20 protein-coding genes are annotated in these 21,393 nt (G+C 69.4%); 19 read left to right on the forward strand and 1 reads right to left on the reverse strand.

The genetic code is table 11. The annotated features are described in order from the left end of the window. Positions 1-458: 458 nt before the first annotated feature. From rho to AC07DU_RS09460, 19 genes are all read left to right on the forward strand, one after another. Entirely contained in the window at positions 459-2,591 is a 2,133-nt protein-coding gene (gene rho, locus AC07DU_RS09370; protein WP_479110530.1) for a transcription termination factor Rho, read from the forward strand. 378 nt (positions 2,592-2,969) lie between these two features. Then, positions 2,970-4,070 carry an LCP family protein gene (locus AC07DU_RS09375; protein WP_479031054.1) on the forward strand — a complete coding sequence of 367 codons (1,101 nt, stop codon included), beginning with the start codon at positions 2,970-2,972 and terminating at the stop codon, positions 4,068-4,070. A 184-nt stretch (positions 4,071-4,254) separates the two neighbouring features. After that, positions 4,255-4,473: a 50S ribosomal protein L31 gene (rpmE, locus tag AC07DU_RS09380; RefSeq protein ID WP_030708126.1), complete on the forward strand. Its 219-nt coding sequence runs from the start codon at positions 4,255-4,257 to the stop codon at positions 4,471-4,473. A 117-nt stretch (positions 4,474-4,590) separates the two neighbouring features. Next, on the forward strand, positions 4,591-5,670 hold the full coding sequence (prfA, locus tag AC07DU_RS09385; protein WP_360888464.1) for a peptide chain release factor 1: 1,080 nt from the start codon (positions 4,591-4,593) through the stop codon (positions 5,668-5,670). Positions 5,671-5,716: 46 nt separating this feature from the next. After that, complete coding sequence (gene prmC / locus AC07DU_RS09390; protein WP_053784691.1) at positions 5,717-6,562, forward strand: peptide chain release factor N(5)-glutamine methyltransferase; 846 nt, start codon at positions 5,717-5,719, stop codon at positions 6,560-6,562. A gap of 49 nt (positions 6,563-6,611) precedes the next feature. Further along, entirely contained in the window at positions 6,612-7,259 is a 648-nt protein-coding gene (locus AC07DU_RS09395; RefSeq protein ID WP_360888468.1) for an L-threonylcarbamoyladenylate synthase, read from the forward strand. Then, on the forward strand, positions 7,256-7,912 hold the full coding sequence (locus AC07DU_RS09400) for an arsenate reductase/protein-tyrosine-phosphatase family protein (protein WP_360888471.1): 657 nt from the start codon (positions 7,256-7,258) through the stop codon (positions 7,910-7,912). The genes AC07DU_RS09395 and AC07DU_RS09400 overlap by 4 nt, the downstream gene beginning before the upstream one ends. A gap of 94 nt (positions 7,913-8,006) precedes the next feature. Then, the gene (locus AC07DU_RS09405; protein ID WP_479110532.1) at positions 8,007-9,236 is read left to right on the forward strand and encodes a serine hydroxymethyltransferase; all 1,230 of its coding nucleotides are present in this window, start codon (positions 8,007-8,009) and stop codon (positions 9,234-9,236) included. Between the two features lie 116 nt (positions 9,237-9,352). After that, the gene (locus tag AC07DU_RS09410) at positions 9,353-10,687 is read left to right on the forward strand and encodes an MraY family glycosyltransferase (RefSeq protein ID WP_360888477.1); all 1,335 of its coding nucleotides are present in this window, start codon (positions 9,353-9,355) and stop codon (positions 10,685-10,687) included. Between the two features lie 274 nt (positions 10,688-10,961). Then, positions 10,962-11,399, forward strand: coding sequence for a Cg1360 family ATP-synthase-associated protein (locus AC07DU_RS09415; protein ID WP_360888480.1), 438 nt, complete (start codon positions 10,962-10,964; stop codon positions 11,397-11,399). Positions 11,400-11,609: 210 nt separating this feature from the next. Next, positions 11,610-12,446 carry a F0F1 ATP synthase subunit A gene (gene atpB / locus AC07DU_RS09420; protein ID WP_479110743.1) on the forward strand — a complete coding sequence of 279 codons (837 nt, stop codon included), beginning with the start codon at positions 11,610-11,612 and terminating at the stop codon, positions 12,444-12,446. A gap of 82 nt (positions 12,447-12,528) precedes the next feature. Then, complete coding sequence (gene atpE / locus AC07DU_RS09425) at positions 12,529-12,762, forward strand: ATP synthase F0 subunit C (protein WP_007266589.1); 234 nt, start codon at positions 12,529-12,531, stop codon at positions 12,760-12,762. A gap of 43 nt (positions 12,763-12,805) precedes the next feature. After that, complete coding sequence (locus AC07DU_RS09430) at positions 12,806-13,345, forward strand: F0F1 ATP synthase subunit B (RefSeq protein WP_360888483.1); 540 nt, start codon at positions 12,806-12,808, stop codon at positions 13,343-13,345. Beyond that, positions 13,342-14,157: a F0F1 ATP synthase subunit delta gene (locus AC07DU_RS09435; RefSeq protein WP_360888486.1), complete on the forward strand. Its 816-nt coding sequence runs from the start codon at positions 13,342-13,344 to the stop codon at positions 14,155-14,157. Before AC07DU_RS09430 ends, AC07DU_RS09435 begins: the two co-directional genes overlap by 4 nt. A 129-nt stretch (positions 14,158-14,286) precedes the next feature. Further along, the gene (gene atpA / locus AC07DU_RS09440) at positions 14,287-15,882 is read left to right on the forward strand and encodes a F0F1 ATP synthase subunit alpha (protein ID WP_360888488.1); all 1,596 of its coding nucleotides are present in this window, start codon (positions 14,287-14,289) and stop codon (positions 15,880-15,882) included. 20 nt (positions 15,883-15,902) lie between these two features. Then, positions 15,903-16,820 (forward strand): F0F1 ATP synthase subunit gamma, encoded by a 918-nt coding sequence (locus AC07DU_RS09445; RefSeq protein WP_360888490.1) that lies wholly within the window; start codon positions 15,903-15,905, stop codon positions 16,818-16,820. Continuing rightward, positions 16,820-18,262: a F0F1 ATP synthase subunit beta gene (atpD, locus tag AC07DU_RS09450; RefSeq protein WP_360888493.1), complete on the forward strand. Its 1,443-nt coding sequence runs from the start codon at positions 16,820-16,822 to the stop codon at positions 18,260-18,262. The genes AC07DU_RS09445 and atpD overlap by 1 nt, the downstream gene beginning before the upstream one ends. Before the next feature lie 165 nt (positions 18,263-18,427). Further along, positions 18,428-18,799: a F0F1 ATP synthase subunit epsilon gene (locus AC07DU_RS09455; protein WP_360888496.1), complete on the forward strand. Its 372-nt coding sequence runs from the start codon at positions 18,428-18,430 to the stop codon at positions 18,797-18,799. A 159-nt stretch (positions 18,800-18,958) separates the two neighbouring features. Continuing rightward, complete coding sequence (locus tag AC07DU_RS09460; protein WP_360888499.1) at positions 18,959-19,405, forward strand: DUF2550 domain-containing protein; 447 nt, start codon at positions 18,959-18,961, stop codon at positions 19,403-19,405. A 72-nt stretch (positions 19,406-19,477) separates the two neighbouring features. Here the strand turns inward: AC07DU_RS09460 and AC07DU_RS09465 are convergent, their stop codons facing one another. After that, complete coding sequence (locus AC07DU_RS09465; RefSeq protein ID WP_479110534.1) at positions 19,478-21,379, reverse strand: glycosyl hydrolase family 18 protein; 1,902 nt, start codon at positions 21,377-21,379, stop codon at positions 19,478-19,480. Between the last annotated feature and the right edge of the window lie 14 nt (positions 21,380-21,393).

A 21,393-nucleotide genomic window follows, 5' to 3' on the forward strand; every position in this document is an offset into this window, starting at 1 on the left:
AATACAGAGAAGACAAGGGTTCCCGGAGGGTGGGTCCTCCGGGAGCACAGCCGGCCAGGGGCGGGCGGTCAGGGCAGGCCGCCCGCGCGGAAAGCGCGATTGCCGGTGATGGAGAGGGGGAATATCTATTGGATCCGGTAGTGTTAGTCTCAAGTGCGCATCGGCAGCCGCCATGGCTCCGTGCTCAGTGTCCCCCTTCGGGACCACATTTCTTCCGGGAGCCTCCCCGACTGCTTTGATCACTTCCAGCAGTTTCGAGCACGCTCCGGAATCGGCGTGACATTCCCACGCTTCCAGCTCGGGGGCTTCTCGCCGGAACCACCCACGCACGTCTCTCTCCGCCGTATCTCTTCGGCGGACCACCGCCCCGGCACGGTCCACACCTAGGACTGTTGTCGGACAGCACAACCGGTCGCCGAGCCAGACAGGCCGACGTCCGCTCCAGGGAAGGACCCTTCGTGAGCGACACCACCGATCTGATGGGCGCTGCCGACACCTCTGTCGACACCAGTGCCCCCGCCGCGGGCGCCGCACCCAAGCGTCGACGCACCGGCACCGGCCTTGACGGCATGGTCCTGGCCGAGCTGCAGCAGGTCGCGTCGGGCCTCGGGATCAGGGGCACCGCGCGGATGCGCAAGAGCCAGCTGATCGAGGTCATCAAGGAGGCGCAGGCGGGCAGCGGTGCCCCCAAGGCCGCGGCCTCCGCCGACGCCGCCGAGGCCAAGCCGAAGCGCCGGGCCACCAGCAAGGCCCGTACGGGTGAGGCCGCCGCCGAGGCGCCCGCCGAGAAGCCTGCCGTGCAGGCGCAGATCGAGATCCCGGGCCAGCCGGCTGGGGGCCCCTCCCGCGCGAGCGAAGCCGAGCGTGGGGGAGAGGACGCCCCGGCCGGCGAGCGCCGCCGCCGTCGTGCCACGGCCCCCACCGGCAGCCCGGAGGCCTCGGCCCCCGTCGCCGTGCAGGTCGAGCAGAAGACCGAGACCGCGACCGTCGCCACCGCGCCGGCCGAGGCCAAGGCCGAAGCCGCCACCGCCGTGAGCGCCGGCCAGGCGCAGGGCCAGGACGGCGAAGGCCGTGGCCGTCGCGACCGCCGTGACCGCGGGGAGCGCGGTGACCGTGCCGAGCGCGGTGACCGTCAGCGCGACCGCCGTGAGCGCGGTGCCAAGGCCGACGACCAGGGCCAGGGCGCCCCGGGTCAGGGCCAGGGCGCGCAGGGTGGCCAGGGCGGACAGGGCGGCGGCCGTCAGGACCGCGCCGACCGCCAGGACCGCCAGCAGCAGGGTGGCCGTGGCCAGGGCCAGGCGCAGGGCCGTCAGGACCGTCAGGACACCGGTCCGCAGGACGACTTCGACGACGAGGGCGGCCGCCGTGGCCGTCGCGGCCGCTACCGCGACCGCCGGGGCCGTCGTGGCCGCGACGAGTTCGCGCCGAGCGAGCCGCAGGTCGCCGACGACGACGTCCTGATCCCCGTCGCGGGCATCCTCGACATCCTCGACAACTACGCGTTCATCCGGACGTCGGGCTACCTGCCCGGCCCCAACGACGTGTACGTGTCCCTCGCTCAGGTCCGCAAGGCCGGCCTGCGCAAGGGCGACCACACCACCGGTGCCGTGCGCCAGCCCAAGGACGGCGAGCGCCGCGAGAAGTTCAACGCCCTCGTGCGCCTGGACTCGGTGAACGGCATGGCGCCCGAATCCGGCCGTGGCCGACCGGAGTTCCAGAAGCTGACCCCGCTCTACCCGCAGGACCGGCTCCGCCTGGAGACCGACCCGGGTGTGCTGACGACCCGCATCATCGACCTCGTGTCGCCGATCGGCAAGGGCCAGCGCGGCCTGATCGTGGCCCCGCCGAAGACCGGTAAGACCATGATCATGCAGGCGATCGCCAACGCGATCACCACCAACAACCCCGAGTGCCACCTGATGGTCGTCCTGGTCGACGAGCGTCCGGAAGAGGTCACCGACATGCAGCGGTCGGTCAAGGGCGAGGTCATCTCCTCGACCTTCGACCGCCCGGCCGAGGACCACACCACGGTCGCCGAGCTGGCCATCGAGCGCGCCAAGCGTCTCGTCGAGCTGGGTCACGACGTGGTCGTCCTGCTGGACTCCATCACCCGTCTGGGCCGCGCGTACAACCTCGCGGCGCCCGCCTCCGGCCGCATCCTGTCCGGTGGTGTCGACTCGACCGCGCTGTACCCGCCGAAGCGCTTCTTCGGTGCCGCGCGCAACATCGAGGACGGCGGCTCGCTGACCATCCTGGCCACCGCGCTCGTCGACACCGGCTCGCGCATGGACGAGGTGATCTTCGAGGAGTTCAAGGGCACCGGCAACATGGAGCTCAAGCTCGACCGCAAGCTCGCCGACAAGCGCATCTTCCCGGCCGTCGACGTCGACCCGTCGGGCACCCGCAAGGAGGAGATCCTCCTCAACGCGGAGGAGCTCGCCATCGTCTGGAAGCTGCGCCGGGTGCTGCACGCGCTCGACTCGCAGCAGGCGATCGAGCTGCTGCTCGACAAGATGAAGCAGACGAAGTCGAACGCCGAGTTCCTCATGCAGATCGCGAAGACGACCCCGTCGGGCAAGAACGACGACTGACGTCCGGACGACTGACACCACAGCCGCCCCCGCCGCACCCGCGGCGGGGGCGGCTGTGCGTGTACGGGAGCTCCTGGGCCGCGTACGCTGTACGGCCCGGTTCGACCCGCCGTACGGGCCCCCGGTGCGAGCTTCGCCACACCCCTGCGGCCGGTGGGCCCCGCGCCACCGGGGCGCGCCCTGCCTGATCCTGCGCAAGAACCGCAGGTGGACGCCTCATCGCGGAGCGTTCGCCCCGGGGGGTGACCATCCGGCGGTGGCCCGGGGCCGCGCCGCCCGTGGAACCCGGGAGGACGTTCCTCCGTCTGTGTCAGAGGAACCGCGCAGTGGAGGCGGGCCGGAACGGACCAGGGGACCCGACTCAGGACTGAGGAGAGCATGACCGAGGACAGCAAGGGCCGTGGCCGCCGCGCCACGGGCCGGCGCCGGCGCAAACCGGCGAAGGGCCGCAGGGCCCTCGTCATCGTCGCCTGGAGCGCCGCGGGAGTGGTCCTGCTCGGCGGCGCGGGCCTCGGCTACTTCTACTTCAAGCTCAACGGCAACCTGAAGACCGTCGACATCGACCAGGCCCTCGGCACCGACCGCCCGCAGGACGTCGACAACGGCTCGATGGACATCCTCGTCCTCGGCTCCGACTCCCGCGGCGGCGCGAACTCCGCGTACGGCTCGGACGACGGCGGCTCGGCGCGCTCCGACACGGCGATGATCGTCCACCTGTACGAGGGTCACGAGAAGGCCAGCGTCATATCGATCCCCCGCGACCTCATGACCGTCCGGCCCGAATGCCCCACCGGCAAGGGCAAGACCGACCCCGGCGGCCCGCGCAAGCAGTTCAACGAGGCCTTCACCATCGGCGGGGCCGCGTGCGCGGTCAAGACCGTCGAGAAGATCTCGGGGATCCGCATGGACCACTACCTGGAAGTCGACTTCACGGGCTTCAAGAAGATCGTCGACACCCTCGGCGGCGTCGAGGTGACCACCTCGAAGCCGATCAAGGACAAGCTCGCCCACGTGGACCTCCCGGCCGGCCCCAACAAGCTGAACGGCGAGCAGGCCCTGGGCCTGGTCCGGACCCGCCACGGCGTCGGGGACGGCGGCGACCTCGGCCGAATACAGCTCCAGCAGGCCTTCATCAAGGCGCTGATCAAGCAGGTCAAGGGCATCGGCCTCTTCGACAACCCCAAGCAGCTGCTCGACCTCGCCGACACCGGCACCAAGGCGCTCACCACCGACCGGGCCCTCGGCGACGTGAAGTCCCTCATGGGTTTCGCCCAGAGCCTCAAGGGCATCGACGCCCAGGACATGCAGATGATCACCATGCCGGTGACCACGGACGCGATCGACGAGAACCGCGTGGCCCCCCTCAAGAAGGAGTCCCAGATGGTCTGGGACGCCCTGCTGGCGGACCGGCCCGTCCCCGCCGAGGCCACGGTGAACTCCACCGGGGACAAGGGCACGGCGGGCGCCGTCGTCCGGTAGACAAGCTCCGCGCAATGCGTGGGGAAGCCCCGCGGAATACCCGGAGGCCCCCTGCCGTTGAGGGAGGCGTCCTCAGAATTTTGACAGGCAGCCCGGTCCTGGCAGACTGGTCTGTCGGCCCCGGTTCACGCAGTGCGCAATTCGGCTCCTGCGACCCGGCGCCCTCCCGAATCTAGGAGACACCTTGAAGCGCGATGTTCACCCCGAGTACGTCGAGACCCAGGTCAGCTGCACCTGTGGCGCGTCGTTCACCACCCGCAGCACCCTGACCGAGGGCTCCATCCGAGCCGAGGTCTGCTCCGAGTGCCACCCGTTCTACACGGGCAAGCAGAAGATCCTCGACACCGGTGGCCGCGTGGCCCGCTTCGAGGCGCGCTTCGGCAAGGGTGCGGCCAAGAAGTAGCGCGACCCAGGCGCCGGTCACCGGTCGCCCCCTGTCCACTCGGGGGCGGCCGGACCGGCGCCTTTGTCGTCCGTCTGCCACGTCACCCCTTTCGTACTTTCACCACAGGAGCCCCCGATGTTCGAGGCGGTCGAGGAATTGGTCGGCGAACACGCCGATCTTGAAAAGAAGCTCGCCGACCCTTCGGTCCACTCCGATCAGGCCAACGCGCGCAAGCTGAACAAGCGCTACGCGGAGTTGACCCCGATCATCGCCACCTTCCGTGCGTGGAAGCAGGCGGGGGACGACATCGAGACGGCCAAGGAGTTCGCGGCCGACGACCCGGACTTCATCGCCGAGGTCAAGGAGCTGACCCAGCAGCGCGAGGAGCTCACCGAGAAGCTCCGCCTGCTGCTGGTCCCGCGCGACCCCAGCGACGACAAGGACGTGCTCCTGGAGGTCAAGGCGGGCGCGGGCGGCGACGAGTCGGCCCTGTTCGCCGGCGACCTGCTGCGCATGTACCTGCGCTACGCCGAGCGCGTGGGCTGGAAGACCGAGATCATCGACGCCACCGAGTCCGAGCTCGGCGGCTACAAGGACGTCCAGGTCTCCGTCCGCACCAAGGGCGGCAACGGCGCCACCGAGCCCGGCCAGGGCGTGTGGGCCCGCCTGAAGTACGAGGGCGGCGTGCACCGCGTCCAGCGCGTTCCGGCCACCGAGTCCCAGGGCCGCATCCACACCTCCGCCGCGGGCGTGCTCGTCACCCCGGAGGCCGAGGAGGTGGAGGTCGAGATCAACATGAACGACCTGCGCATCGACGTGTACCGCTCCTCCGGCCCCGGCGGCCAGTCCGTCAACACCACCGACTCGGCCGTGCGCATCACGCACATCCCGACCGGTGTGGTCGCCTCCTGCCAGAACGAGAAGAGCCAGCTCCAGAACAAGGAGCAGGCCATGCGCATCCTGCGCTCGCGCCTGCTGGCCGCCGCGCAGGAGGCCGCCGAGCAGGAGGCCTCCGACGTGCGCCGCAGCCAGGTGCGCTCCGTGGACCGCTCCGAGAAGATCCGGACGTACAACTACCCGGAAAACCGGATCTCGGACCACCGGACCGGCTTCAAGGCGTACAACTTGGACCAGGTGCTCGACGGTGACCTCGACGCGGTCATCCAGGCCTGCGTGGACACCGACTCGGCGGCCAAGCTCGCGGCCGCGCACTGACCTGCCCCGCTTCACCCCCCGTACGACAGCAGCCCGGAGGACCAGCGTGAACTTGCTGCTTGCCGAGGTGGCCCAGGCCACCCAGCGGCTGGCCGCCGCCGGCGTGCCCTCACCGCGCTTCGACGCGGAGGAGCTCGCCGCTTTCGTGCACGGCGTCAAACGGGGGGAACTGCACCACGTCAAGGACACCGACTTCGACGCCCGGTACTGGGAGGCCGTCGCCCGCCGCGAGGCGCGCGAGCCGCTCCAGCACATCACCGGCCGCGCCTTCTTCCGGTACCTGGAGCTCCAGGTCGGGCCCGGGGTCTTCGTGCCCCGGCCCGAGACCGAGTCGGTCGTGGACTGGGCCATACACGCCGTCCGGGCGATGGACGTGGTCGAGCCGATGATCGTCGACCTGTGCACCGGTTCCGGCGCCATCGCGCTGGCCATGGCGCAGGAGGTGCCGCGCTCGCGCGTGCACGCGGTCGAACTGTCCGAGGACGCCCTGCGGTGGACCCGTAAGAACGCCGAGGGCTCGCGGGTCACCGTCCACCAGGGCGACGCCCTGAGCGCCCTGCCGGAGCTGGACGGCCAGGTCGACCTGGTCATCTCCAACCCGCCGTACATCCCGCTCACCGAGTGGGAGTACGTGGCCCCCGAGGCCCGCGACCACGACCCGGAGATGGCGCTTTTCTCCGGCGAGGACGGCCTCGACACCATCCGCGGCATCGAACGCACCGCCCACCGGCTGCTGCGCCCCGGCGGCATCGTCGTGATCGAGCACGCCGACACCCAGGGCGGGCAGGTCCCGTGGATCTTCGCCGAGGAGCGGGGCTGGGCCGACGCGGCCGACCACCCCGACCTCAACAACCGCCCCCGCTTCGCGACCGCGCGCAAGGCACTGCCGTGACCGGCGCGACGATTCCCGCCACCCCCCTGCTGCACGAGGAGGCCCGCTGATGGCCCGGCGATACGACTGCAACGACGCGACGGACCGTAAGACGGGACTGCGCGAAGCCGCATCCGCCGTGCGTCGCGGCGAGCTCGTCGTGCTGCCCACCGACACCCTGTACGGGATCGGCGCGGACGCCTTCAGCCCGGAGGCCGTCCACGACCTGCTCGCCGCCAAGGGCCGCGGCCGCGGCATGCCCACCCCGGTGCTCATCGGCTCCCCGAACACCCTGCACGGCCTCGTCACGGACTTCTCCGAGCAGGCCTGGGAGCTCGTCGACGCCTTCTGGCCCGGCGCGCTCACGCTCGTCGCCAAGCACCAGCCCTCGCTGGCCTGGGACCTGGGCGACACCCACGGCACCGTGGCCGTGCGCATGCCCCTGCACCCCGTCGCGATCGAGCTGCTGACCGAGGTCGGCCCGATGGCGGTGTCCTCGGCGAACCTGACCGGGCAGCCGGCCCCCGAGGACTGCGACGCGGCGCGCGAGATGCTCGGGGACTCCGTGTCGGTGTACCTGGACGGCGGGCCCACGCCCGGCATCCAGCCGTCGTCGATCGTCGACGTCACCGGGAAGGTCCCCGTCCTGCTGCGCGAGGGGGCGCTGACCGCCGAACAGCTGCGCCAGGTCGTACCCGACCTCGAGGTCGCCCCGTGAGCCCTGAGGGGCGTGGCATAGCCCGGGGGCACCACCCAGCGGCAGCTGGGGGAGACTCCTTCCGCATACTCCACGTCAGCACCGGCAACGTGTGCCGCTCGCCCATCACCGAGCGGCTGACGCGGCACGCCCTGTCCCACCGGCTGGGCGGTCTCGTGACCGGTGACCTCATCGTGGAGAGCGCGGGCACCTGGGGCCACGAGGGCGCGCCCATGGAGGCCAACGCGGCCGCCGTGCTGGCGGACTTCGGGGCCGACGCGAGCGGGTTCACCGGGCGTGAGCTGCTGGACGAGCACGTCATACGGGCCGACCTGGTGCTGACGGCCACCCGTGACCACCGGGCCCAGGTCATCTCGATGGGCCACTCGGCGGGGCTGCGGACCTTCACGCTGAAGGAGTTCACCCGGCTGGTGCGGGCCATAGACCCGGCCACGCTGCCGCCGCTGGACGACGGGATGGCGGAACGGGCCCGGGCGCTGGTGCGGGCGGCCGCGGCGCTGCGGGGATGGCTGCTGGCGCCGTCGCCCGACGCGGACGAGGTGTACGACCCGTACGGGGCGCCGATCACCTTCTTCCGTTCCATCGGCGACGAGATCAACCAGGCGCTGGACCCCGTCGTGACGGCCCTGACGGGCGTGACGGCCTCCCGCTGACCCCGCGGCGCCGCGCATCGCGAGGCTCAAATCGGGCGTATCCGCAGGGGCGGCCCTACAGTGGTTGGTACCCGGTACCCCCTGGAGCCGCGCCATGAGCGTCATCACCCCGCCCACGGACCTGCTGCGCGCGCAGGACCCGCAGATGGCCGACGTACTCGACGGGGAGCGCCGGCGCCAGGCCGGCACGCTCCAGCTGATCGCCGCCGAGAACTTCACCTCCGCCGCCGTGCTCACCGCGCTGGGGTCCGCCCTGGCCAACAAGTACGCCGAGGGGTACCCGGAGAACCGGTACCACGGCGGGTGCGAGTACGCCGACCAGGCCGAGCGGGTGGCCGTGGAGCGCGCCAGGGCGCTGTTCGGGGCCGACCACGCCAACGTGCAGCCCCACTCCGGCTCCTCCGCCGTGCTGGCCGCGTACGCCGCGCTGCTGCGGCCCGGGGACACCGTGCTGGCGATGGGCCTCCCGTACGGCGGCCACCTCACCCACGGCTCGCCCGCCAACTTCTCGGGGCGCTGGTTCGACTTCGTCGGCTACGGGGTCGACGCCGAGACGGGTCTCATCGACTACGAGCAGGTCCAGCGACTCGCGCGCTCCCACCGGCCGAAGGCGATCGTGTGCGGGTCGATCTCCTACCCGCGCCACCCCGAGTACTCCGCCTTCCGGGAGATCGCCGACGAGGTGGGCGCCTATCTGATCGCCGACGCCGCCCACCCGATCGGGCTGGTGGCCGGCGGGGCCGCGCCCAGCCCTGTGCCCTACGCCGACATCGTCTGCGCGACCACGCACAAGGTGCTGCGCGGGCCGCGCGGCGGAATGATCCTGTGCGGCGCCGAGTTCGCCGAGCGCATCGACCGGGCGGTGTTCCCCTTCACGCAGGGCGGGGCCCAGATGCACACGATCGCCGCCAAGTCCGTGGCCTTCGGCGAGGCGGCCCGCCCGGCGTTCACCACCTACGCCCACCGGGTCGTCGCCAATGCCCGGGCACTCGCGCAGGCGCTGGAGGACCGGGGCTTCGCCGTCACCACGGGCGGCACCGACACGCACCTGATCACCGCCGACCCGGCGCCCCTCGGCATGGACGGCCCGACCGCCCGCGGCCGGCTGGCCGCCGCCGGGATCGTGCTCGACACCTGCGCCCTCCCGTACGGGGACCAGCGCGGTGTGCGGCTGGGAACGGCCGCCGTGACCACCCAGGGGATGGGGGAGGCGCAGATGCTCCGGATCGCCGCGCTGTTCGCCGCCGCGCTGCACGGGGACGTCGAGCGGACCCGTACGGAGGTCAGTGAACTCACGTCTGGATTTCCCCCTTACGGGGAGTAAGCAGGGCAAGCGGGGTGTGCCGCAACCGGGATACGGCCCCCTCGCGTCCTCGGGGGAGGGGACATCGCAGCTAATGTGTGGGGCTGAGATGGCCGGCGATACATCTGGGGCAGCCCGTGCGTGAATATCTGCTGACGCTTTGCGTCACGGTCGCGGTGACCTACCTGCTGACCGGGCCCGTGCGGAAGTTCGCGATCGCGGCCGGGGCCATGCCGGAGATCCGCGCCCGCGACGTGCACCGCGAGCCCACACCACGGCTGGGCGGCATCGCCATGTTCGGCGGTCTGTGCGCCGGCCTGCTGGTCGCCGACCACCTGCGGAACCTCAACGGCGTGTTCGAGCTGTCGAACGAACCACGGGCGCTGCTCTCCGGAGCGGCCCTGATCTGGCTGGTCGGCGTGCTCGACGACAAGTTCGAGATCGACGCCCTGATCAAGCTCGGCGCCCAGATGATCTCCGCCGGCGTGATGGTCATGCAGGGTCTGACCATCCTGTGGATCCCGGTCCCCTTCGTCGGCCCGGTCTCGCTCACCCAGTGGCAGGGCAATCTGCTGACCGTCGCCCTCGTCGTGATCACCATCAACGCGGTGAACTTCGTGGACGGCCTCGACGGCCTCGCCGCCGGCATGGTGTGCATCGCCGCCGCTGCGTTCTTCCTGTACTCGTACCGGATCTGGTTCGGCTACGGCATCGAGGCGGCCGCGCCCGCCACCCTCTTCGCCGCGATCCTGATGGGCATGTGCCTCGGCTTCCTGCCGCACAACATGCACCCCGCGCGCATCTTCATGGGCGACTCCGGGTCGATGCTCATCGGCCTGGTGCTCGCCGCGGCCGCCATCTCGATGACCGGCCAGGTCGACCCGGACGCGATGGCCCTGTTCGCGGGTGGTGAGCGCAACGCGACGCACGCGATGCTGCCGGTCTTCATGCCGCTGATCCTGCCGCTCACGATCATCGCGATCCCGGTGGCGGACCTGATCCTGGCCATCGTGCGGCGTACGTGGAAGGGCCAGTCGCCCTTCGCGGCGGACCGAGGGCACCTGCACCACCGGTTGCTGGAGCTCGGGCATTCACACAGCCGGGCGGTCCTGATCATGTACTTCTGGTCGGGACTGATCGCCTTCGGAGCGGTCGCGTACTCGGTGCACTCCACCTCGATGTGGATCGTCCTGGCGATCGCCGCCCTCAGCGCGGTGGGCCTGATCCTGCTGCTCCTGCCGCGCTTCACGCCGCGTACCCCGCGGTGGGCGCAGGGTTTGGTCCCGCCGCGCTACCGGCACGCCGTACGCGCGGCGGAGGCGGCCGCGGAGGCGGCCGCACAGGACGCCTCGGGTGCGGAGCCGCAGCCCGCCAGGCCGATCGCGGCGGGTGTCTCCGGCGTCAACGGGGCGACCGCCGTGGGCCCCCGTTCGCGCTTTCCCGAGAGGCGTAAGGCTGAATCCACTCGCTGACACCCGGAACGCATGTCGGACATGAACCCCCTTTACCACGCAAGGTGGTTGCCTGTCCTGCACACACGCGCAGGGTCCCTCTCATGTGTGACAGTCAGCACACCCCGCAGGTAAAGCTCTCATCAAATAGTTTGTGATACCGTTCACTAAACCCGGCGACAGAGCCGAAGGACCGTAGTGCGACGGTCCCTTGGCCCGAGGTTCTCTCTCGGACCGGGCTTACGCTCGTCCCGTACGAGTCCAGTGCCCCCACCACCACGCGGAGCAAACCGCCATGCGGTCAGATGATGTCCGACCCCTGCTTCAAACCGCCGTACCCACCGCTGCCGCCGGCGCCGTAGCCGCCGCGGTCAGCGCATTCGTGGTCGGCGGAAAGGGAGCGGTCGGGTCCGTTGTCGCCACGCTGGTCGTGATCCTGTTCATGGGCATCGGATTCATCGTTCTGCAGCGCACGGCGAAATCACTCCCGCACCTCTTCCAGGCCATGGGGCTCATGCTCTATGCGACCCAGATCCTGCTGCTCTTCGTCTTTCTCGCCGTGTTCAAGAACACGACGCTGTTCCACCCCAGGGCTTTTGCGATCACGCTCGTGGCCACCACCCTCGTGTGGATCGGCGCGCAGACCCGTGCTCATATGAAGGCCAAGATCCTTTACGTCGAACCGGACTCGGTGAAGGGCGACAAGCCCGAAAATCCGGGGTCGAAGTCGTGAGGGGTAGGGTCGGGATAAGTACGCGTTCGGGGTCCTGCTATCGTCCGGTGCCAACTGCGGCACTGCGGGCGCGGGCATCTGAGCTGACGCCTGTCCCATCGCGAGGCTCGATGCCTGACTGCCGCCCCACCATCCGTAACACCAGTCCAGTGCCGAACCGCGGCTGCGCGCCGCGCCGACACAACGAGGTTGCCGTACCTATGCGCCACGCTGAAGGAGCCCGCGGTGAGTGCTGACCCGACGCAGGTCCTCGCTTTCGAGACCGACTGCCACATCTTCGACGGATGTGGCTTCCCCGGCCCGGGCCTGCACTCGTTCCTCTTCGAGCCGCTGTGGGGCGATGCCGACAGCAACCTGTACTTCAACAAGCCGATGCTGCTGGCCCTGCTGGGCACGGTCATCATCCTCGGCTTCTTCTGGGCCGCCTTCAGCAAGCCGAAGGTCGTCCCGGGCAAGCTGCAGATGGTCGCCGAGGCCGGCTACGACTTCGTACGCCGCGGCATCGTGTACGAGACGCTGGGCAAGAAGGAGGGCGAGAAGTACGTCCCCCTGATGGTCTCGCTGTTCTTCTTCGTCTGGATCCTGAACGTCTGGTCGATCGTCCCCATCGCGCAGTTCCCGGTGACCTCGATCATCGCGTTCCCGATGGTGCTGGCCGTGCTGGTCTACGTCGTCTGGATGTCGGTCACCTTCAAGCGCCACGGCTTCGTGGGCGGCCTGAAGAACCTGACGGGCTACGACAAGACCCTCGGTGGTGTCCTGCCGCTCATCATGGTCATCGAGTTCTTCTCGAACGTCCTGGTGCGCCCGTTCACCCACGCGGTCCGACTCTTCGCGAACATGTTCGCCGGTCACACCCTGCTGCTGCTCTTCACGATCGCCAGCTGGTACCTGCTGAACGGCATCGGCATCGCCTACGCGGGTGTGTCGTTCGTGATGGTGATCGTGATGACCGCCTTCGAGCTCTTCATCCAGGCTGTCCAGGCGTACGTCTTCGTCCTCCTGGCCTGCAGCTTCATCCAGGGCGCGCTCGCCGAGCACCACTGAGCCAGGCCCGCCCAAGCTCAGCCCCCCGTATTCGTCCGGTGGCCAACCCCCACCGGTCCGTGAAAGAGAAGGAAGAACTGGCATGTCCCAGACCCTTGCCGCCGTCACCGGCTCCCTCAGCTCCGTTGGTTACGGTCTCGCGGCCATCGGCCCCGGCGTCGGCGTCGGCATCATCTTCGGTAACGGCACCCAGGCCCTCGCCCGTCAGCCCGAGGCTGCCGGTCTGATCCGCGCCAACCAGATCCTCGGCTTCGCCTTCTGTGAGGCGCTCGCCCTGATCGGTCTGGTCATGCCGTTCGTTTACCCGAGCTCCTGATCTTCGGTCTCGACGAACAGCCCATTAGACGAAAGGCACTGATGTGAACCTCCTGGTTCTCGCGGCTGAGGTGGAAAACCCCCTCATCCCGCCGATCCCCGAGCTCGTCATCGGTCTGATCGCCTTCGTCATCGTCTTCGGCTTCCTCGCGAAGAAGCTCCTCCCGAACATCAACAAGGTTCTGGACGAGCGTCGTGAGGCCATCGAGGGCGGTATCGAGAAGGCTGAGGCCGCTCAGACCGAGGCTCAGAGCGTGCTGGAGCAGTACAAGGCCCAGCTCGCCGAAGCCCGGCACGAAGCCGCGCGCCTGCGCCAGGAAGCGCTGGAGCAGGGCACTGCGCTCAAGGAAGAACTGCGCGCAGAGGGCCAGCGGCAGCGTGAGGAGATCATCGCTGCCGGCCACGCCCAGATCGCGGCAGACCGCAAGGCCGCCTCTCAGGCGCTGCGCCAGGACGTGGGCAAGCTCGCCACCGACCTGGCCGGAAAGCTCGTCGGCGAGTCCCTTGAGGACCACGCCCGGCAGAGCCGCACGATCGACCGCTTCCTCAGCGAGCTTGAGGAGAAGGCCGAGGCGGCCCGATGAACGGAGCGAGCCGCGAGGCGCTGGCCTCCGCGCGCGAGCGTCTCGACGCGCTGACGGACAACACGTCCGTCGACGCGGCGAAGCTCGCCGGCGAGCTGGCAGCCGTCACCGCGCTGCTCGACCGTGAGGTCTCGCTGCGTCGGGTCATCACGGACCCGGCGCAGTCCGGCGAGGCCAAGGCCGAGCTGGTGAGTCGGCTGCTGGCCGGCCAGGTGGGCGGGGAGACCCTCGACCTGGTGTCCGGCATGGCCCGGTCGCGCTGGTCGCAGTCCCGTGACCTGGTGGACTCGCTGGAGGAGCTGGCGGCCACCGCCGACCTCACGGCGGCCCAGCAGGGCGGCGCGCTCGACGACGTCGAGGATGAGATCTTCCGGTTCGGCCGGATCGTCTCCTCCAACACGGAGCTGCGCTCCGCGCTCACCGACCGTGCGGCCACCGTCGCCGCCAAGAGCGAGCTGCTGCGCAGCCTGCTCGGCGGCAAGGCGAACGCCGTCACCGAGCGCCTGGTCACGCGTCTGGTCACCCGTCCGCGTGGACGTAGCCTGGAAGCGGGACTCGAGTCCCTTTCCACGCTCGCCGCCGAGCGCCGCAACCGCATGGTCGCCACCGTGACCACCGCGGTTCCGCTCAGCGACGTGCAGCGGGCGCGTCTCGGCGCGGTGCTGGCCAAGCTGTACGGCCGCCAGATGCACCTGAACCTCGACGTGGACCCCGAGGTCCTCGGCGGGATCGAGGTGCGAGTCGGCGACGAGGTCATCGACGGCACCATCGCGGAGCGCCTCTCCGAGGCGTCCCGCCGCATGGCCGGCTGACCAGCCACCAATAGAACAAAGCATTCCTAGCGGCCCGGTTGGGCCGTGCAGAACTTGCAGAAGATTCCTGGGGGTCGCCCCCAGACCCCAAAGAAGCTTCAGGCCCAACAAGGAGAGCAGGGAACCCAGATGGCGGAGCTCACGATCCGGCCGGAGGAGATCCGGGACGCACTGGAGAACTTTGTCCAGTCGTACCAGCCGGACGCGGCCTCGCGCGAGGAGGTCGGAACGGTCAGCGTTGCCGGCGACGGCATCGCGAAGGTGGAGGGCCTGCCCTCCGCCATGGCGAACGAGCTGCTGAAGTTCGAGGACGGCACCCTCGGTCTCGCCCTCAACCTCGAGGAGCGCGAGATCGGTGCGATCGTCCTCGGCGAGTTCAGCGGTATCGAGGAGGGCCAGCCGGTGCAGCGCACCGGTGAGGTTCTCTCCGTAGGCGTCGGCGAGGGCTACCTCGGCCGCGTTGTCGACCCGCTCGGCAACCCGATCGACGGCCTCGGCGAGATCGCGACCGAAGGCCGCCGCGCCCTCGAGCTGCAGGCCCCGGGCGTCATGGTCCGCAAGTCGGTGCACGAGCCCATGCAGACCGGCTACAAGGCCGTCGACGCGATGGTGCCGATCGGCCGTGGCCAGCGTCAGCTGATCATTGGTGACCGTCAGACCGGCAAGACCGCTCTGGCCGTCGACACGATCATCAACCAGCGCGACAACTGGCGCTCGGGCGACGTGAACAAGCAGGTCCGCTGCATCTACGTCGCCATCGGCCAGAAGGGCTCGACCATCGCGTCCGTTCGCGGCGCCCTGGAAGAGGCCGGCGCGCTCGAGTACACGACGATCGTCGCCGCCCCGGCGTCCGACCCGGCCGGCTTCAAGTACCTGGCGCCGTACACCGGTTCCGCCATCGGCCAGCACTGGATGTACGCCGGCAAGCACGTCCTGATCATCTTCGACGACCTGTCGAAGCAGGCCGACGCCTACCGCGCCGTGTCGCTGCTGCTGCGCCGCCCGCCGGGCCGTGAGGCCTACCCGGGTGACGTCTTCTACCTGCACTCGCGTCTGCTGGAGCGCTGCGCGAAGCTCTCCGACGAGATGGGTGCCGGTTCGATGACCGGTCTGCCGATCGTCGAGACCAAGGCGAACGACGTGTCGGCGTTCATCCCGACCAACGTCATCTCCATCACCGACGGCCAGTGCTTCCTGGAGTCCGACCTGTTCAACGCGGGCCAGCGCCCGGCGCTGAACGTCGGTATCTCGGTCTCCCGCGTCGGTGGCTCCGCCCAGCACAAGGCCATGAAGCAGGTTTCCGGCCGTCTGCGCGTGGACCTCGCCCAGTACCGCGAGCTGGAGGCGTTCGCCGCCTTCGGTTCCGACCTGGACGCCGCGTCGAAGAACTCGCTGGAGCGCGGCAAGCGCATGGTCGAGCTGCTGAAGCAGGGCCAGTACCAGCCGATGCCCGTCGAGGAGCAGGTCGTCTCCGTCTGGGCCGGCACCACCGGCAAGATGGACGACGTCCCGGTCAACGACATCCGTCGCTTCGAGGCGGAGCTGCTGGAGCACCTGCGCCGCGAGCGCAAGGACCTCCTCACCTCCATCGCCGAGGGCGGCAAGATGTCGGACGACACGCTGACGTCGATCGCTGACGCCATCGCCGGCTTCAAGCGCCAGTTCGAGACCTCGGACGGCAAGCTCCTGGGCGAGGACGCACCGGCCGTCAACGTCTCCAAGTGACGACGGAAGGGACCTGACTCATGGGAGCGCAGCTCCGGGTCTACAAGCGTCGCATCCGTGCCATCACGGCGACCAAGAAGATCACCAAGGCGATGGAGATGATCTCCGCCTCGCGCATCGTCAAGGCGCAGCGCAAGGTGGCGGCATCGATGCCGTACGCGACCGAGCTCACCCGTGCGGTGACCGCGGTGGCGACCGGTTCGAACGCCAAGCACGCCCTGACCACCGAGGTCGAGACGCCGACCCGCGCCGCGGTCCTGCTCATCACGAGCGACCGCGGTCTGGCCGGCGGCTACTCCTCCAACGCCATCAAGCAGGCCGACCGGCTCACCGAGCGGCTGCGCGCTGAGGGCAAGGAGGTCGACGCCTACATCGTCGGCCGCAAGGGTGTCGCGTACTACGGGTTCCGCGAGCGCAAGATCGCGGACTCGTGGACCGGCTTCACCGACCGGCCCGAGTACGCCGACGCCAAGCGCGTCGCGGGCCCGCTGATCGAGGCCATCCAGGCGGACACCGCCGAGGGCGGCATCGACGAGCTGCACATCGTCTACACGGAATTCGTGTCGATGATGACGCAGAACGCGGTCGACGGCCGGATGCTGCCGCTCAGCCTCGACAAGGTCGAAGAAGAGTCCGGTGCGAAGGGCGAGATCCTTCCGCTGTTCGACTTCGAGCCGTCGGCGGAGGACGTCCTCGACGCCCTTCTGCCGCGCTACGTCGAAAGCCGCATCTACAACGCACTGCTGCAGTCGGCCGCTTCCGAGCACGCCGCCCGCCGCCGCGCGATGAAGTCGGCGACCGACAACGCCGGGGATCTCATCAAGAGCCTCTCCCGGCTTGCCAACGCGGCCCGCCAGGCCGAAATCACCCAGGAAATCAGCGAGATCGTCGGTGGCGCCAGCGCCATGGCTGACGCGACCGCGGGGAGTGACAAGTAATGACGACCACTGTTGAGACGGCCGCCGCCACGGGCCGCGTCGCCCGGGTCATCGGCCCGGTCGTCGACGTGGAGTTCCCCGTCGACGCCATGCCCGAGATCTACAACGCCCTCAAGGTCCAGGTCGCCGACCCGGCCGAGGACGGCAAGCTCAAGACCCTGACCCTCGAGGTCGCGCAGCACCTGGGTGACGGCCTCGTCCGTACCATCTCGATGCAGCCGACCGACGGCCTGGTCCGCCAGGCCCCGGTGACCGACACGGGCGAGGGCATCACCGTCCCCGTCGGTGACTTCACCAAGGGCAAGGTCTTCAACACCCTGGGTGAGGTGCTCAACTACCCCGAGGCGAACGCCGAGGTCACCGAGCGCTGGCCCATCCACCGCAAGGCCCCTCGCTTCGACGAGCTCGAGTCGAAGACCGAGATGTTCGAGACCGGCGTCAAGGTCATCGACCTTCTCACCCCGTACGTCAAGGGTGGAAAGATCGGTCTGTTCGGTGGTGCCGGTGTCGGCAAGACCGTTCTGATCCAGGAAATGATCTACCGCGTCGCCAACAACCACGACGGTGTGTCGGTCTTCGCGGGCGTCGGTGAGCGTACCCGTGAGGGCAACGACCTCATCGAGGAAATGGGCGACTCGGGCGTCATCGACAAGACGGCCCTCGTCTTCGGCCAGATGGACGAGCCCCCGGGCACGCGTCTGCGCGTCGCGCTCGCCGGTCTGACCATGGCGGAGTACTTCCGCGATGTGCAGAAGCAGGACGTGCTGTTCTTCATCGACAACATCTTCCGGTACACCCAGGCGGGTTCCGAGGTGTCGACCCTGCTCGGCCGCATGCCCTCCGCGGTGGGTTACCAGCCGAACCTGGCCGACGAGATGGGTCTCCTCCAGGAGCGCATCACCTCGACCCGTGGTCACTCGATCACCTCGATGCAGGCGATCTACGTCCCCGCGGACGACCTGACCGACCCGGCGCCGGCGACCACCTTCGCCCACCTCGACGCGACGACGGTTCTCTCCCGTCCGATCTCCGAGAAGGGCATCTACCCGGCCGTGGACCCGCTGGACTCGACGTCCCGCATCCTCGACCCGCGGTACATCGCGGCGGACCACTACGCGACCGCCATGCGTGTCAAGGGGATCCTCCAGAAGTACAAGGACCTCCAGGACATCATCGCGATCCTCGGTATCGACGAGCTGGGCGAGGAGGACAAGCTCGTTGTCCACCGTGCCCGTCGCGTCGAGCGCTTCCTGTCGCAGAACACCCACGTGGCGAAGCAGTTCACCGGTGTGGACGGTTCGGACGTTCCGCTCGACGAGTCGATCACCGCGTTCAACGCGATCTGCGACGGTGACTACGACCACTTCCCCGAGCAGGCGTTCTTCATGTGCGGTGGTATCGAGGACCTGAAGGCCAACGCCAAGGAGCTGGGCGTCTCCTGATCCGGCGCGCTCCTCGCGGAGCGCATCCGGTTCGAAGGCCCCGCCGGCCCGGCCGGCAGGTGTCTCGTCGGAGAGGGGCGGGTGTGTCCCGTCCCTCTCCCCACGCCCATTAGAATTTGACCCAACACCCGGCTGACCCGCCGGGTGGTGACCCGAGGAGCCACCTTGGCTGCTGAGCTGCACGTCGAGCTGGTCGCGGCGGACCGCAATGTCTGGTCCGGCGAGGCCACCCTTGTTGTCGCCCGCACCACGTCCGGCGACATCGGCGTCATGCCCGGTCACCAGCCGCTTCTCGGTGTGCTGGAATCGGGCCCTGTGACCATCCGCACCAGCGACGGCAACACCGTCATCGCCGCGGTGCACGGCGGTTTCATCTCGTTCGCGGACAACAAGCTGTCCCTGCTGGCCGAGATCGCCGAGCTCGCGGACGAGATCGACGTCCAGCGTGCGGAGCGGGCACTGGAGCGCGCGAAGGCGGAGGCCGATGCGGCCGCCGAGCGTCGCGCGGATGTCCGGCTGCGCGCCGTAACGGGCTGAACACCCGTCGGAGTTTGAACCGCTGAGTACCGGGGGGCGACCGCCGGTACGCAGCAGACCTCAGCCGCGGTCCGTTCTGGAACATTCCAGACCGGGTCGCGGCTGAGGCGATGCAGGTCGTTTTTCGTTGCGTGTCGATGAGCGAGGAGGTCGGTGAAGATGCTCCTCGCTCTGCTTGTGAGCGGCCTGGTCGTAGCCCTGGTGGTGATCGGGCTGTTTGTCTTCGGGCTGCGCCGCAGGCTCATCCAGCGTTCCGGCGGCACCTTCGACTGCAGTCTGCGCTGGGGTGTGGCCGACACGCCCGACATCTCGGGCAAGGGCTGGGTCTACGGGGTCGCGCGGTACAGCGGTGACCAGATCGACTGGTTCCGGGTGTTCTCGTACTCCCCGCGCCCGCGCCGGCTGCTGGAGCGCTCCTCCATCGAGGTGGTCGCCCGCCGCGCCCCCGAGGGCGAGGAGGAGCTGGCCCTGCTCTCCGACGCCGTCGTGCTCGGCTGCGTCCACCGGGGGACGCGCCTGGAGCTGGCGATGAGCGAGGACGCGCTGACCGGGTTCCTCGCCTGGCTGGAGGCGGCGCCTCCCGGGCAACGGGTGAACGTCGCGTGACGTGGCCCGGGGCATTCCAGACGTGAAGAAGCCGGGAAGACGGGGGCGGACCCGTCTTCCCGGCTTCGGTCTTTACTGGAGACCGGTGTGGATCGCGTTCGCGAGTTCACCGTTCGTGGTGTCGCCGCTGAACTCCCAGAAGAAGGCTCCCTTGAGGCCCTGCTGCTTGGCCCAGGTCATCTTCCCGGCGATGGTGGCCGGGGTGTCGTAGCTCCACCAGTTGCTGCCGCACTTGGCGTAGGCCGTCCCCGCGATGGTGCCGGTGGCCGGGCAGCTGGTCTTGAGCACCTTGTAGTCCTCGATGCCCTGCTCGTACGTGCCCGGAGCCGGTCCGGTGGCGGTGCCGCCGGGGGCCGCCTGGGTGACGCCGGTCCAGCCGCGGCCGTAGAAGCCGATGCCGAGGTTGAGCTTGGCGCCTGGTACGCCCTTGGCCTTGAGCTTGGCGATGGCGTCGGCCGAGTTGAAGCCGGCCTGGGGGATGCCCGCGTACGAGGTGAGCGGGGAGTGCGGGGCCGTCGGGCCCTGCGCCGCCCAGGCGCCGAAGAAGTCGTACGTCATCACGTTGTAGAAGTCGACGTACTGCGCGGCGCCGCCGTAGTCGGCCGCGTCGATCTTGCCGCCGCTGGAGGCGTCCGCCGTGATGGCCGCGGTGACCAGGTTGTTCGCGCCGAACTTGGCGCGGGTCGCCTGCATCAGGTTCTTGAAGGCGGCCGCGCCGCTGGTGTCGCAGGACAGACCGCAGGCGTTCGGGTACTCCCAGTCCAGGTCGATGCCGTCGAAGACGTCGGCCCAGCGCGGGTCCTCGACCAGGTTGTAGCAGGAGTTGGCGAAGGCGGTCGGGTCGGCGGCGGCCTGCGGGAACCCGCCGGACCAGGTCCAGCCGCCGAAGGACCACAGCACCTTGATGTTCGGGTAGGCCTTCTTCAGCTTGCGCAGCTGGTTGAAGTTGCCGCGCAGCGGCTGGTCCCAGGTGTCGGCGACGCCGTCGACGCTCTGGTCGGCGGTGTAGGCCTTGTCGTAGTCGGCGAAGGCGTCCCCGATGGTGCACTGGCCGTTCTGGACGTTGCCGAAGGCGTAGTTGATGTGGGTGATCTTGGCGGCCGTACCCGAGGTGACCAGGTTCTTCACGTGGTAGTTGCGGCCGTAGATCCCCCACTCGGTGAAGTAGCCGAGCTTGACCTTGCCACCCGGGTCGGGCGGGATGACGCCGCCGGTGGTCGTCACCGAGACGGAGCCGGAGGAGGGGCCGGTCTGGTCGGCGGTGTCGCGGGCGGTGACGCTGTAGGTGTACGTCGTGCCCTTGGTCAGGCCGGAGTCCGCGTAGCTGGTCCCGGTCACGGTGGCGACCTTGGCGGAGCCCCGGTAGACGTCGTAGTTCTTGACGCCCTTGTCGTCCGTGGCCGCCGTCCAGCTCAGGGTCAGCGAAGTGTCGGCGACGTTGCTCGCCGTGGGGGTGCCGGGCGCGGTGGGGGGAGCGTCGCCGGGCTGCGTGCCGCCGTCACAGGAGGCTCCGTTGATCTTGCAGCCGCTGGGGGCGCCGGAGCCCGCGCCGTTGAAGCCGAAGCTGGCGGTGGCGCCGGGGGCGAGGGTGCCGTTCCAGCCGACGTTCTTGGCCGTCCAGTGGGTGCCGGAGCTGGTGACGGTGGCGTCCCAGGCGGAGGTGACCGAGGTGCCGGCCGGGTAGTCCCACTCCACGGTCCAGCTGCTCAGGGTGGTGGTGCCGGTGTTCTTCACCACCCACTTGCCCTCGAAGCCGCTGCCCCAGTCGGAGACCTTGGTGTACGTCGCGGTCGCGGAGGCGGCGGCCTGGGCCGGGCCGGCCAGGGCGACGAGCCCGGTGACGGGCAGGGCGAGCGCGGCCACGATCGCCGCGACTCTGGTGAAGAACCGGGTACGCCCGGTGCGCGGTGGGGATGCTGTGCTCAAGGGTGATCCTCCGTAGGTCCGTCGCGGTCGTGGGGCCGACGTCGACATGGGGGTGGGACCTG

Source organism: Streptomyces sp. NPDC045695 (genome assembly GCF_056432025.1).

What these genes read in the sequence shown, in the direction of transcription:
- AC07DU_RS09395 (WP_360888468.1), top strand. Translation starts at nt 6,612, where the DNA reads ATGGCCCGGCGATACGACTGCAACGACGCGACGGACCGTAAGACGGGA.
- atpA (WP_360888488.1), top strand. Translation starts at nt 14,287, where the DNA reads ATGGCGGAGCTCACGATCCGGCCGGAGGAGATCCGGGACGCACTGGAG.
- prfA (WP_360888464.1), top strand. Translation starts at nt 4,591, where the DNA reads ATGTTCGAGGCGGTCGAGGAATTGGTCGGCGAACACGCCGATCTTGAA.
- AC07DU_RS09435 (WP_360888486.1), top strand. Translation starts at nt 13,342, where the DNA reads ATGAACGGAGCGAGCCGCGAGGCGCTGGCCTCCGCGCGCGAGCGTCTC.
- AC07DU_RS09445 (WP_360888490.1), top strand. Translation starts at nt 15,903, where the DNA reads ATGGGAGCGCAGCTCCGGGTCTACAAGCGTCGCATCCGTGCCATCACG.
- atpE (WP_007266589.1), top strand. Translation starts at nt 12,529, where the DNA reads ATGTCCCAGACCCTTGCCGCCGTCACCGGCTCCCTCAGCTCCGTTGGT.
- AC07DU_RS09460 (WP_360888499.1), top strand. Translation starts at nt 18,959, where the DNA reads ATGCTCCTCGCTCTGCTTGTGAGCGGCCTGGTCGTAGCCCTGGTGGTG.
- atpD (WP_360888493.1), top strand. Translation starts at nt 16,820, where the DNA reads ATGACGACCACTGTTGAGACGGCCGCCGCCACGGGCCGCGTCGCCCGG.
- AC07DU_RS09465 (WP_479110534.1), bottom strand. Translation starts at nt 21,379, where the DNA reads ATGTCGACGTCGGCCCCACGACCGCGACGGACCTACGGAGGATCACCC.
- AC07DU_RS09405 (WP_479110532.1), top strand. Translation starts at nt 8,007, where the DNA reads ATGAGCGTCATCACCCCGCCCACGGACCTGCTGCGCGCGCAGGACCCG.
- AC07DU_RS09375 (WP_479031054.1), top strand. Translation starts at nt 2,970, where the DNA reads ATGACCGAGGACAGCAAGGGCCGTGGCCGCCGCGCCACGGGCCGGCGC.
- AC07DU_RS09415 (WP_360888480.1), top strand. Translation starts at nt 10,962, where the DNA reads ATGCGGTCAGATGATGTCCGACCCCTGCTTCAAACCGCCGTACCCACC.